This is a genomic window from Paenibacillus sp. FSL R5-0486, from assembly GCF_037975155.1.
GTDB classification, from domain to species: domain Bacteria; phylum Bacillota; class Bacilli; order Paenibacillales; family Paenibacillaceae; genus Paenibacillus; species Paenibacillus amylolyticus.
In genome coordinates this window covers 338,041-350,206 of record NZ_CP150237.1, presented here as the reverse complement: position 1 = coordinate 350,206, position 12,166 = coordinate 338,041, and the positions used below count along the sequence as shown (strand labels likewise).

The following is a 12,166-nucleotide window of genomic DNA, read 5'->3' as shown; positions in this document are numbered from 1 at the left end:
ACCATCGCCATTTACGACTACATCTCTCTTTTTCCACTCCAGCCTAATCCAAGCCTTTCTCGAATCCAATCCTTTATCCATAGTTAGCGAGAAGTAGAAAGTCTACGTTCCAACCAAGAGAGTAAATTAGCCAGTGTAAATGTGATTATAAAATAGAGGCCGGCGGCAATAAGCAACGGAGCAAGCGGCTGGAACGTAACACCCTGAATCGTTCTGGCCGTGTATATAATCTCGGCTATGCCGATCATGGAGACAAGCGAAGAATCTTTAATGATAATAATGAATTCATTACCGATGGCTGGAAGCATGTTACGAAAAGCCTGCGGCAGTATAATATAACGAAGTGTCATACCATTTGTCATACCAAGGGAGCGCGAAGCTTCAGTCTGTCCTTTATCAATTGCTTGAATCCCGGCCCTGAACACCTCTGCCATATAGGCCGAGCTATTCATCGTCAGAGCTACCACCCCCGACATAAATGCCGGCAAGTTCACACCTACAACCGTCAGACCATAATGAATAATAAGAATCTGTACCAGCATCGGTGTTCCTCGAATGAGTTCAATATACGCCGATGCCACAAATTTAATTGGCCATATTCGGGATATTCGCATTAGCGCCATGATTACACCCAGCAACGTACCAAACAATACACCGAAGAAGGAAAGTTCAAGCGTGACCCACGCACTTCGTGCATAATCCTGCCAATGTTCTAATAGAAAGGAAAAATCTAAATTCACGGCATATCCCTCACTCGTCCGGTTTATTCGCCGAGCATCTCATTCGCTTCAACGACGAACCGTTCAATATCTCCGTTCGTTTTGAGCTTTTCCAATGTAGTGTTGATCTGATCCAGCAGCTTCTGATTACCTTTCTTCACCGCGATGGCTGAACCACCCTCGTCTTCAGCCTGTTCAACCTCCACACCTGCAACAACAAGCCCCTCTTGGTTCTTCACATACTGTTCAGCCACCGGCTTCTCCAAGATGAGTGCGTCTACACGTCCCGTCTGCAACTCCAGAATCAGCTCAGGTATTTTGGCCAGAGAAGTGAGCTTTGCTCCCTCTATTTCCTGAGCAATCCCTTCCTGAATGGAACTCTTTTGCACGCCAACCTGTTTGCCTGATAGATCATCTATGGACTTTAATGCGGTACCTTCCCCTTCTCTAACAAGTACAGCCTGCTCTGCATAATAGTAGATATCCGTAAAATCAACATTCTTCTTTCGTTCTCCGGTAGGGGTTAAGCCTGATATCACAAAATCAACCTTATCTGTACCAAGGGCCATAAGAAGGCCATCAAAGTCCATGTCCTCAATCTTCAGCTCGGCTCCCAGATCAGCCGCAATTGCTTTGGCAATCTCGATGTCAAAACCTACAATGGTATCTTTACCATCGATTTTCTTATGAAATTCATAGGGTGCATAGTCCGCACTGGTTCCAAGTACAATGACTTCCTTTTCCGCAGAGCTACTGCCCGAAGAGGAAGTAGCGTCTGATCCGGTCTCTGTCGTTTTTTCCTGCCCACATGCGGACATGAATACAACCACTAACAACAGCATCATTGGCAAAAGCACTTTTTTCACACATCATACCCCTATTCTTTTTTTGAATGAGTAACAGAATGATTTGTATACAATATACATAATACAATATATGGACTTATATGTAAGTAATACTAACAAATAATTTGGTTTATCACAATCATTATTTAAACATTTATACGCTTTAATTCCATAAAATGTGCTATATATAACATAGCATTTACATCGGCTGAAACATGAAGTTTGCTTGCCCAACTTCCCCCTCGGTGTTAAGATGATAAAAACTTGAAACTCCTGAACGGCGCGTACAGTACGGCCCCACACCCATCTATTTATTCACTATACATAGAAAGGAGGATTCGGTATGGAGGTACCCAAATACCGGTCCTTGAAAGATCACGTATATGATTACATTGCCCAGAAGATTCAAGACGGGACGTTGCTTCCCAACCAGAAGATCAACGAGGCAGAAATATGCAAAAAGCTGGACATCAGTCGCACGCCTACTCGGGAGGCGCTTTTCCAGCTGGCTTCAGACAATCTACTCCAATACATCCCACGCAGGGGATTTATTGTCACTCCTTTTGATGCAGGCAAAAAACTGGAGTTCTCCCAAGCGATCGGTGTGCTCGAGGCACTTGCTGCCACACTTGCAACAGACCACCTCAGACCATCTGAACTTTTGGAGATGGAAACTCTGGTTGTTCGAATGGACGAAGATATCAGCCAGCTTGATCTTGCTGCCTACAACAAAAACCAATATCAGTTCCATAATCTGTACATTCAGCGATGTGGTAATGCAACAGTCATTGAGATGTTAAACACATTGAAGAACAGTTTCATCCGGCAGTCCTATGTTAGTGATAATAAACCAAAGCTATCTGAGGTACTGATGGAAGTTAATGAAGAGCACCGGCAAATTTTAAGTGCTTTTCGAGCCAAAGATAAGAACCAACTGGAAGCCCTGCTCAAACACCACTGGCGGATTATCGACAACGATATGTTGTAGTACGTTCTGTCAAAACAAACTAAAGGCAACCCACACAATTGTGTGAGTTGTCTTTTTCCTATTTTTCCTTTTTGACCTTCAACGGTGCCCTAGCCGCAAAAACAGCATATCCCAACTTTTTGCCGTATTTCGCGAGCAAACGATCATTGGTTTGACTCATTCGCTGCATACGTTCATCCTCAAACCAATTCATATCGATCTCGCGATGTGGATCATGATCAACGCTCCATTTTGCCATGGATCGCGAATGTTCTTTGACCTCTACCTTGGTGAAACCACACTGCTTGAGGCGTTTTCTCCATGCTGTGGCCGTTACCAGGGTTCGTATACCGTAAAATTGCTTTAACCTGCGACACATCAATTCGGTCTTCTGGCCTGATAGAACCATCTCCCGATCCACTAAAAGTCCTCCGGGCTTCAACACCCTTCTATACTCAGCAAGTGCACTCCGCCATGGGGTGAAGATCGTGACCGACTCCACAAATACCACGTCAAAATGATTTTCCGGAAAAGGTAACGATGTTACATCAGCCTGAACAAATTGAACATCCACGCGTTCTCGTCTCGCTCTCCTAACTGCCTTATCCAGCATATTGCGATGAAGATCAATCGCCGTTACCCGATATCCACTTTTAGCCAGGTAACACGCAGTCCTCCCAGTGCCGCACCCTATCTCAAGAATATGATTACTCACTGGCAGAGATAAGCCATCCAGCAACTTCAGTGTTGCCAAAAATCCTCCAGGATGGGCACTTCCCTCCCCTAACCGAGCCAGCATGTCATGATAATCCACGCGACATCCCCTCCTCACTTCTCCCAGTGTATGGAGTAGATTCAAAAACGGCTCCTCCCCATTCGATTTTCCGGGTACTCGTCCATACCAATTGGTCTTCTTTTTACTATGATATACAAACCGTTGAATTCAAGCGGCAACCGCATCTAATGAGGAGGATTTGCATGTACAGAATTAATCGGGTATGTGAAGAAACGGTTTCTCCGCACGTTGGACGTTCCGTTTGTCTCGTTATGAACGACGGTAAGCATATGTATGGTACGCTTAGTCAATGTCGTGATGGCAAAATTTATTTGAACGGGTGTTTCGAGGGACCACGGCTGTGTTCCGTCAAATCCAAACAGCAGCTGGTAAAAAGCATCAAGAAAAACGCTGTTGCAACAAAAAAAGTTAAATCTTCGGCCTACGGTCGATATGGTTACGGAGGATACGGTGGGGGTTACGGCTATGGAGCAGGAATCGATCTGGCTCTGGTAGCAACATTGTTTCTGCTGCCGTTCCTGTTCATCTAAATTCCAATCTGATCGTTGTAAAAATTGTAGTCATAACAAAGACCCTTTTTGCTTATAGCGAAAAGGGTCTTTATCTTTTTCATATGATTCACATCAATCACACTATATTTTTCTGTTAAAAAATGATACAAAAAAAGGCATTCGCCAAAACGAATGCCGGGAACTTCATATTTAATACCCTTACCTTCGCACAGGGTGTCTATTTGATCTTAAAAAAAAACACCTCGTTAGAGGCGGGTAAGCTATGTTAAATCCGATTTCCTTTAGGCATCGTTTTCAGATTACTATTCGAATTCTCAAGCAATGGTAGCATCCTAGTCGTGCTGACCATCTCAGAAGCACATATCGGACAAGTAGGTACGTTATCAAACGCAAAATTGTCCCGCATCCATCCTTTGCACGTATCACTCGTACATTCCCAGATTGCCGCATCAGCTTGTGGAATCTCTTCCAACGGTTTTTTGCGATTATACATGACTTCTACCCCCTTTGTTATGGAAAAACATCTAACCGACGTTATTTCACAGAAGACTACACTTAGCGGAAGTTTAACGTCCCACCGGACTCCTGCCTCGACAACTAATGGGCCGACTTTTATATAACTGATCAAAAAAAAGAAGCTGCCTTTACCATTATAACATGTTAAAGGCAGCTATGCTTTAATTACAGTTTTACAACTTCTTCTGCTTGAGGACCACGGTTTCCTTGTACAATTTTAAATTGCACGCGTTGACCTTCGTCCAGCGTTTTGAAGCCTTCGCCTGTAATAGCGCTGAAGTGTACGAATACATCTTCTCCGCCTTCAACTTCGATGAAACCGAAGCCTTTATCAGCGTTGAACCATTTTACTGTTCCGTTTTGCATGTGAATTACACCTCCAAATAAAGATTAACATGTTCCTTTGTTCTTTGCAGCAAGCAAATAAAAATTCACACATTGAAAAAGGTACCAGTCATAAACCTATAAGTGATCGCCCTTTACAATATATGAATTAGGTTTTCCACTCTCTACAACTTGTTTTTATTATAACTCCATTTCAGCCAAAAAGCAAATCTTTGTATTTTCTTTTCAAACAGCTTTGGAAATACATGTTATTAACACGCGTGGGACCAGGGTTTATCACGCTTATGTGCCTGATCACTTGTGTACGGTCTTATGAAAGGATATGCAGATCTAATCCATCTTATACATTTTTTATATAATATTCTGACATGCATATCCAACACAACCAACGAATCATCTTACTCCAGTATAACACACTATGTCCATGCCCACATAAATGCATCCCGATCCCAGGCGATCTGCCCACGATGAAGCTTTCGGAAAGCTTTCTTCACTTCCTTGGACAATGATGTATTGCCGTTCTCGTTCACAAAAACAAACTCTTCACCAAAATGGGTCTTCACATATTCTATGGCAGCTTCCTGATGAAGTGTTCCTGTGAATTTAATCTCCTGTACCATCCATTCTGCTACACCTTGTGCTGTCTTCTCCACTATATCACCTACTGTCTAAACCTATTGTACGGATAGGCAGACCTCGTATCATGAACATATCTGTCTTCCCGCCAGACTGAAGTATACCATGATCCAACTGCTGACGGGAAACTGTATGATAACTACTTTCAAGCAATACCGGAAAGAACCTTAATGAACAACCGTATTCGCTTGCTCACTCCCTTTGGATGGAATAGACGAATTTGTTCGAATGCTCCACACTAACCATGCACAGTAAGCAATCAGTACTGCCAGTATAAACAGATCGTAAGGAAGTGTACCTGTGTCCTCCAGATCATTCCCTAGAAATTGAATCAGATTATGTATGAAATGAAACAATATAAGCGGTACGATATTTCCGTTCTTCAGCATCAATAACGCCAATACAGCTCCCAGGAGCAGCGCATAGATCAATTGCATGATCGTATCTGTCATATCCTGACCAGACAATGCGTTCAATAGATGTGTAATGGAAAACAAGATGCTGGAGGTCACAACTGCGGCCACTGCACTTTTTTGAAGCAATGTTTTGAAAATAAGCCCCCGATAGATCGTTTCCTCAACAAAAGCTACGAGCAAGGTAAAAAAGATGAAAAAGGCTACCCGTGACAAGCTCAGCTCCCCAAATCCTTTCAGGGCAAGTGTACCCAGTACAAGGAGTAGTGGAATATAATACTTTGCATGGCCAGCTGGGATACTTCGCAAAGATCGGAAACCAGTCTCTCTCCACTTGCGCCTTAACGTCAGATAGATCATCAGAACAATGGCGATGGGTGTAAAGGAAATGAGTACAGGGGAAGTGTAGTCGAGTTGTTTTATCGTTGCAATGGCCCCTGCTGCAAATACGGCTAACAGGAGAAGCAGCTCAATAATCACAACGGTGAGCACAGGTTTGCGCTCGGAAAAGGAATGTTTTGGCTTGGATTGCGCATTAATCATACATTTGCCTACCTCGTTTCATTTATGTTTTCCGTTGTCATAAGAACTTATATGCCAATATAGTTGTATCACATCATCCGTATATTGAATATCCCTATTATGGATAAAATTATAAAAGTAACAAAAAAGAGACTTATCCTAACCTCTTTTCCCCTAAAATCAGGTATGGCTTATACCTTTATCTGTCCATTATAGTATTACAAGAGTTCAAAGTTGCAGGGGTGTGGCGACTCTTCAGCGTCTTATATCTATGAAGTACCCATAACGATAGACTCACAATGCATAATGAAATCAGGGGGATACTATGAAAGCATTCTTTCAGCGCTGGGGGCATTTACTGGCTATTCTGTGCATACCGCTCCAAGGCTCCATTTACGTATTTCTAGGCAGCAACACCGGAAGTGATGTCTTCTACAATTATGCTTGGATTGACACACAGATTCCTTTTCTCAAAGAATTTATTTATCCGTACATTAGCTGGATGCCCATTCTGTATCTTGGATTTCTCTATTTGGGTCTGAGGAACAAGTCACTATTCTGGCGTACGTTGATTACCTATAATGTTGGTGTCATGGCTGCCAATGTCTGTTTTGCTGTGTTCCCTACCCATGTCCCGCGCCCGGAGATCGGCGGAACTGATCTGAGCAGCGTGTTAGTACAGTTTATCTATACCAATGATGCGCCCTTCAACTGTTTCCCAAGTGTTCACGTTCTGACCAGCTACTTGCTGTTTATTGTGATCAACAGACACTTGAACTTTAAGCCTTTGGCACGGATTTCTTGGTCGGTATGGCTGTGGTTGATTATTGCTTCAACGGTGTTTGTAAAACAGCATTCCTTGCTGGACATCGCTGGAGGCATTTTGTTTGCTGAGGCCGCGTATTGGACTGTACATGTCTTTGCTCTTCGTCTTGGGCAGGCACGAAAAAAAGGGAAGCAGCCACTCACAGCTTCTAACCCAAGCAGTCATGTATAACGACATATATATGTAACAGGTGGGATGATGATCCTGCTATACAGCAAAAGAGGGCATAGGCCCTCTTTTTTTGTACTCATTTAATTAAACCTACTTATATAGAAGAACTTTATTTGGGTTGGACTACGCGTTTCACGCTATAGGTGGTCGTTCATGAAGAAGGTCAGACGGTGGACTTCCGGTTATACGTTTGAATATGCGGTAAAAATAAGACAGGTCCCGGTAGCCGAGAAATTCGGCAATTTCCTGGATGGAGAGTTGTGACTCAGTGAGCAGATATATGGCTCGTTTCATCCGTTGATCATGGACATATTGACTGATGGTCTGATTTGTCATGCTTTTGAATAATGCGGCAGCATAATTGGGAGTTTTATTGATCTCGTCCCCGAGTTCTTCCTTCGTCACTTTCTCCCTATAATGCCGCTCAATATATCGCTTCATCCGTTCAACATGATTATGCCTCTCCGGCGGGATAACTCCACGATCAAGCTCCCTGTTCATATAAATCAACACTTCCATCAATAAGGCTTGGCTCATCATGACATAATAAGACGGACGCTCCTGCCATTGTTGATAAATAGCGCTCATGCGTTGATGGATCAGTTCGTAACATCCAGGTTTATGCCGCAAAGCCTCATACCGTTCCAGTGCAGGCAGAGTTTCGGTATGGTCGCGTTGCAATTGAATTACAATCTGTGTGTGCGTTACTGTAGGAATACTCTTGCCGTAATATGGGGTACCACCTGGAATGAGGAGCAATTCCCCCTTTTCCATGATCTGTTTATCACCGTTCACCCAATATACACATTTTCCATAAGTAACCAAGCTAAGCCGCCAAGTTTCTTGAGATTGCACAGCTTCTTCGTACCAACCGACACCATTAATATGTCGTACTTCAAGTGGAGTGACCATAACACACCTCATTATCGGACTATACTCTAATCATTGTACTATAGTTCATACCCTGATTCGACAGAAAACGCTACAATACACATATAAGCTTAAATATGAGGAGGAAATTAGCATGTTAAAAACAAAAATTATTTGTACCATGGGACCTGCTTGTGACTCAATCGAATTGTTAAAAGTAATGATTCAGGAAGGTATGACCGTTGCCCGTCTGAACATGGCTCATGGCGAACTGGAAGATCACGTTACACGGATTAATAATATCCGCAAAGCAGCTTCCGAACTGAACACCTATATACCGATCATGATGGACATCAAAGGGCCGGAAGTACGTATCGGTAAACTGAAAGAAGCATCCTGCCATTTGCAAGCTGGTAAAGAGCTGATCCTGACTACCGAAGAAATTCTTGGTGACGCTGAGCGTATCTCGGTAAACTATCCGGAACTGAACCTCGTTGTGAAACCTGGCGATCGTATCCTCATCGATGATGGCCTTGTGGATCTGACTGTACTGTCTGTGGAAGGATCCGATATCCATTGTAAAATCATCAGTGGCGGCATTCTGAAACCACGCAAAGGGGTTAACTTGCCAGGAATCAAAACGACATTGCCAGGTGTAACCGAGCGTGACGTTATGCACATCGGATTTGGGATCGAAAACGATATCGAAATTATCGCAGCATCCTTTGTTCGTAAAGGTGATGACATCCGTGAAATCCGCAGCATTTTGAAAGAACGCGGTGTAGACCACGTTCAGATCATCTCCAAAATCGAAAACCAGGAAGGTATGACCAACCTGGACGATATTATTGAAGCATCTGACGGCATCATGGTAGCTCGTGGAGATCTCGGGGTTGAAGTTCCGATCGAAGACGTACCAATGATGCAAAAAGAAATGATCGATAAATGTAACCGCGCTGGTAAACCAGTTATCGTAGCTACACACATGCTGGAGTCCATGCAAGTGAACCCACGCCCTACTCGTTCCGAAGTTAGTGACGTGGCCAATGCTGTACTTCAAGGTGCTGACGTTGTGATGTTGTCCGGTGAATCAGCTGCTGGTAAATATCCGGTACAATCCGTGCGCACGATGGCTGCTGTTGCTCGCCGTGCTGAAACGATGATCGATTACAAAGAGCAATTCGCACAAAAATCGGCTCAACAGATCGCTGATATTACTGAAGTTATCAGTCAGGGCGCTGTAAGTTCTTCCCTCGTACTGAATGCAAAAGCAATCATCACTTCAACTGAGAGTGGATTCACAGCACGTATGATCTCCAAGTATCGTCCAAAAGCACCAATCATCGCAGTTACACAACATGAAGAAGTATTGGCGAAAATCTGCCTGCTCTCCGGTGTTATTCCGGTTATGGGCGACAAAGTAACCACAACGGATGAAATGTTCGAGTCTGCTACGCGTAACGCAATCAAAACAGGTTACATTGAAAAAGGTGATATCATTGTGTTGTCCGCTGGTGTTCCAATCGGTCAATCCGGTAATACAAACCTGATCAAAGTTCAACAAGTTTAATTCAATAACTGAACTGAAGCTATATATCTTAGCTATAAAATAGAAATAGAAATACAAAAAACCACCGGGAGCAGAAATGCTGCCCGGTGGTTTTTTGTTGATGTTGTTGCCAATGATCGTGATGTTATAACAAACGGCTTCGAGATTATAGATTCCTCGAGTAATTAACCAGATCCTGTGACATGGTGTTGATCTCATCCATTGAAGCATTCACCTGTTGTGTCAGAGCAGCTTGATTTTGCGTTAACGTGGACATATTACCGATATGTTCAAGAATCTGATCAATCAGTGTTTTCATTTTCTGCATGCTATCTTCGATATTTACTGTGGCCTCCGAACTGTGATCAGCCAGTTTCCGCACTTCACCTGCAACGACGCCAAATCCCAGTCCCAGCTCTCCCGCTCGTGCAGCTTCAATGGCTGCATTCAACCCCAGCAGATTGGTTTGACTGGCAATCTCTCGAATAAATACGGTGATATTCTTCGTATCATCTGCACTGCTTTTCACTTGAATGGCTGCATCGGCAGATAATTCCTGCGCAGTCACCAGATCCTGTGCCTGATCGGTAATCGAGTTGATTCCACGTACCATCTCGCCAATGGACTCCGACAATTGTTTTGTTTTCAGATTCATGGCTTCCACGATCTGTTCCTTATTCTTCTCATGGGTAACATCTCGAATGGTTCCAGCTACACGGAGTGGTACTCCATCCTGATCCCGAATGGTCTCCCCACCCGCGTGATACCACCGATACTCCCCGTCTTTGCGTTGCAGACGATAATCCAGATCGTACGGTGTACGACCACTGTAATCGTTCATATGTCTGGCAAATTCGTTGATCGTCCGATCATGGTCTTCCGGATGAAGTCGGCTGCTCCAGCTGCTGAACACATTCGGGAAATCCTGCTCGTCTTTAAACCCTAATTCTTTACGGAACTGGGGTGACCACCAAAATTCATTGTTCGGATTAACTACATCTCCAGCCACAACGGTCATATCCCACGGAGCCTCCACCAAGGCGCGGTTAACCAGATCATATCGGGTGACGAGTGCTTCCAGCTCATCAGACTTGCTCTTCTCCTCATGAATATCAAACATGATGCCCAGGAGTTTGACCGGAACTCCAGCCTGATTTCTGATGACTTGTCCAAGGCATCGGAACCAGCGGATTTCTCCACTTTTTGTAATCATACGGCTGATGACGTTATAGGCAGTTGTTGCTCTTGTGTCATTCACATGTTTCATAATCTCCTGCACCAGGTGGGGTCTGTCATCCGGATAGATCGATTTCGCCCAGCTTGCAAATGAATCGGGATAATCCTTGGCATTATGGAAGCCTAACATTTGGCGGAATTCATTCGAAAATGCGACGATATTATTGTTATCCAGTGGATCACCGGCAACAATTTCAGATTCCCATAATCCCACATTCATCGCCTGATTCAGCATTCTAAGGCGCATTTCCACGGCTTCGTTTTGTGCTTTCATCATATGTACTGCTTTTTTGATATTACTAGCTATTTCATCAGTATCCTGAAACTCAATGCCATCTTCGATCCATGCGTCATAGTTGCCCTTTTCTGCGTTTGCTACCAGTTTACGACTATACTCCAATAATCTCTGATGAGTATCTGTACGAAGGGGTTTGGTCGATTCAGTACGTTTACGAAACATGCTCATTTCTCCTCTTAGCTCATATGATATATATTTCGACATTATCAGACATTAAGTGTAGAGCAATGGTCTTAATTTTGTATAAAAACAAGAACCAGCGCTGAAACAGCAATGGTTCTTATATTAATTGCCTTTATTTTTTATGAAAATAATTCTTAAATGACTGCCTCTTACCAGCTACCAGCCAAAATTCAGTGTTTTCCCCGTCTCCACCCAAGTTTTGATGCTGCTTAGAATCATCCACCAGCTGCTCTGTGCATTCGCAATGGAAGGATGGTTATCTGTAAATTGATCATTGATCAGCGTCAGCTTCGTACACTCACCTACAGTTTCCAACTGGAAGACCACTCTGGATTGAAGCTCGGCATGATTCGCATGGTACGACGGCCCGGGATGCTCCTGATAACTGAGTCTGGACAACGGTTCAAATTCCAATATATCTCCATACACATGGACAGTCTCCGCACCATCATTGCCCGGCCCTACATAAGCAAACGGCTGGCCTGGTTGGAAATTGGTGCGAAGTTCGCTGCCGAAAAAGCTGTTCCGTGTGCCGTCTGGTGATATTAGAGCATTCCACACCTCTTCCAGTCCTGCATTGATATAGAATTCATATTTCAGTTCCATGGACTCACTCCCTTTATGTATTGGATACGCGATCTGCCAAGCTCGCACTCCTATCCTATCGTTATACCCCAAAGGCCGTATTGTAAAAACGCGACAACAGGTAAAATATAAGCTCTTTATGTTGCTGGGAATGTTATACCATGATCCCAACGGATT

Annotated in this window: 14 protein-coding genes; 4 read left to right on the top strand and 10 right to left on the bottom strand. The window is 43.7% G+C overall.

Annotated features, from left to right (window positions below; all coding sequences use genetic code 11):
- Positions 1–83: 83 nt before the first annotated feature.
- The gene (locus MKY01_RS01645) at positions 84–740 is read right to left on the bottom strand and encodes an amino acid ABC transporter permease (protein ID WP_076329978.1); all 657 of its coding nucleotides are present in this window, start codon (positions 738–740) and stop codon (positions 84–86) included.
- 23 nt (positions 741–763) lie between these two features.
- Positions 764–1,585 (bottom strand): transporter substrate-binding domain-containing protein, encoded by an 822-nt coding sequence (locus MKY01_RS01640; protein WP_036607952.1) that lies wholly within the window; start codon positions 1,583–1,585, stop codon positions 764–766.
- A gap of 322 nt (positions 1,586–1,907) precedes the next feature.
- On the opposite strand from MKY01_RS01640, the gene MKY01_RS01635 reads away from it, so the two are divergent.
- Positions 1,908–2,552, top strand: coding sequence for a GntR family transcriptional regulator (locus MKY01_RS01635; RefSeq protein ID WP_339285105.1), 645 nt, complete (start codon positions 1,908–1,910; stop codon positions 2,550–2,552).
- A 58-nt stretch (positions 2,553–2,610) separates the two neighbouring features.
- Here MKY01_RS01635 and MKY01_RS01630 read toward each other — a convergent pair whose 3' ends face one another.
- Entirely contained in the window at positions 2,611–3,345 is a 735-nt protein-coding gene (locus tag MKY01_RS01630) for a class I SAM-dependent methyltransferase (protein ID WP_339285104.1), read from the bottom strand.
- Positions 3,346–3,509: 164 nt separating this feature from the next.
- Between MKY01_RS01630 and MKY01_RS01625 the strand changes: the two genes are divergently transcribed.
- Positions 3,510–3,857, top strand: coding sequence for a hypothetical protein (locus MKY01_RS01625; RefSeq protein ID WP_076329980.1), 348 nt, complete (start codon positions 3,510–3,512; stop codon positions 3,855–3,857).
- A gap of 247 nt (positions 3,858–4,104) precedes the next feature.
- Here MKY01_RS01625 and MKY01_RS01620 read toward each other — a convergent pair whose 3' ends face one another.
- From MKY01_RS01620 to MKY01_RS01605, 4 genes are all read right to left on the bottom strand, one after another.
- Positions 4,105–4,332, bottom strand: a complete 228-nt coding sequence (locus MKY01_RS01620; RefSeq protein ID WP_017691121.1) for a cold-shock protein — start codon at positions 4,330–4,332, stop codon at positions 4,105–4,107.
- Positions 4,333–4,520: 188 nt separating this feature from the next.
- Positions 4,521–4,721: a cold-shock protein gene (locus MKY01_RS01615; protein WP_024633772.1), complete on the bottom strand. Its 201-nt coding sequence runs from the start codon at positions 4,719–4,721 to the stop codon at positions 4,521–4,523.
- 395 nt (positions 4,722–5,116) lie between these two features.
- Positions 5,117–5,353, bottom strand: coding sequence for a hypothetical protein (locus MKY01_RS01610; protein ID WP_036607962.1), 237 nt, complete (start codon positions 5,351–5,353; stop codon positions 5,117–5,119).
- 150 nt (positions 5,354–5,503) lie between these two features.
- Positions 5,504–6,292 carry a CPBP family intramembrane glutamic endopeptidase gene (locus MKY01_RS01605; protein WP_076329981.1) on the bottom strand — a complete coding sequence of 263 codons (789 nt, stop codon included), beginning with the start codon at positions 6,290–6,292 and terminating at the stop codon, positions 5,504–5,506.
- 304 nt (positions 6,293–6,596) lie between these two features.
- Here MKY01_RS01605 and MKY01_RS01600 point away from each other — a divergent pair, with 304 nt between their 5' ends.
- A complete protein-coding gene (locus MKY01_RS01600) occupies positions 6,597–7,268 on the top strand; it encodes a phosphatase PAP2 family protein (protein WP_282319665.1) in 672 nt (223 codons plus the stop codon).
- A gap of 132 nt (positions 7,269–7,400) precedes the next feature.
- Here the strand turns inward: MKY01_RS01600 and MKY01_RS01595 are convergent, their stop codons facing one another.
- On the bottom strand, positions 7,401–8,180 hold the full coding sequence (locus MKY01_RS01595; protein WP_036607966.1) for an AraC family transcriptional regulator: 780 nt from the start codon (positions 8,178–8,180) through the stop codon (positions 7,401–7,403).
- Between the two features lie 112 nt (positions 8,181–8,292).
- Here MKY01_RS01595 and pyk point away from each other — a divergent pair, with 112 nt between their 5' ends.
- Complete coding sequence (gene pyk / locus MKY01_RS01590; protein WP_036607968.1) at positions 8,293–9,708, top strand: pyruvate kinase; 1,416 nt, start codon at positions 8,293–8,295, stop codon at positions 9,706–9,708.
- Positions 9,709–9,853: 145 nt separating this feature from the next.
- On the opposite strand, the gene MKY01_RS01585 is transcribed toward pyk, so the two are convergent.
- Positions 9,854–11,383: a PAS domain-containing protein gene (locus tag MKY01_RS01585; protein ID WP_076329983.1), complete on the bottom strand. Its 1,530-nt coding sequence runs from the start codon at positions 11,381–11,383 to the stop codon at positions 9,854–9,856.
- Positions 11,384–11,560: 177 nt separating this feature from the next.
- A complete protein-coding gene (locus MKY01_RS01580; RefSeq protein WP_017691129.1) occupies positions 11,561–12,010 on the bottom strand; it encodes an SRPBCC family protein in 450 nt (149 codons plus the stop codon).
- Positions 12,011–12,166 lie beyond the last annotated feature (156 nt).

Excerpts from the sequence above, each read along its gene's own strand:
- MKY01_RS01620 (WP_017691121.1), bottom strand. The coding sequence starts at position 4,332 with ATGTATAATCGCAAAAAACCGTTGGAAGAGATTCCACAAGCTGATGCG.
- MKY01_RS01625 (WP_076329980.1), top strand. The coding sequence starts at position 3,510 with ATGTACAGAATTAATCGGGTATGTGAAGAAACGGTTTCTCCGCACGTT.
- MKY01_RS01615 (WP_024633772.1), bottom strand. The coding sequence starts at position 4,721 with ATGCAAAACGGAACAGTAAAATGGTTCAACGCTGATAAAGGCTTCGGT.
- pyk (WP_036607968.1), top strand. The coding sequence starts at position 8,293 with ATGTTAAAAACAAAAATTATTTGTACCATGGGACCTGCTTGTGACTCA.
- MKY01_RS01605 (WP_076329981.1), bottom strand. The coding sequence starts at position 6,292 with ATGATTAATGCGCAATCCAAGCCAAAACATTCCTTTTCCGAGCGCAAA.
- MKY01_RS01600 (WP_282319665.1), top strand. The coding sequence starts at position 6,597 with ATGAAAGCATTCTTTCAGCGCTGGGGGCATTTACTGGCTATTCTGTGC.
- MKY01_RS01635 (WP_339285105.1), top strand. The coding sequence starts at position 1,908 with ATGGAGGTACCCAAATACCGGTCCTTGAAAGATCACGTATATGATTAC.
- MKY01_RS01595 (WP_036607966.1), bottom strand. The coding sequence starts at position 8,180 with ATGGTCACTCCACTTGAAGTACGACATATTAATGGTGTCGGTTGGTAC.
- MKY01_RS01585 (WP_076329983.1), bottom strand. The coding sequence starts at position 11,383 with ATGTTTCGTAAACGTACTGAATCGACCAAACCCCTTCGTACAGATACT.
- MKY01_RS01580 (WP_017691129.1), bottom strand. The coding sequence starts at position 12,010 with ATGGAACTGAAATATGAATTCTATATCAATGCAGGACTGGAAGAGGTG.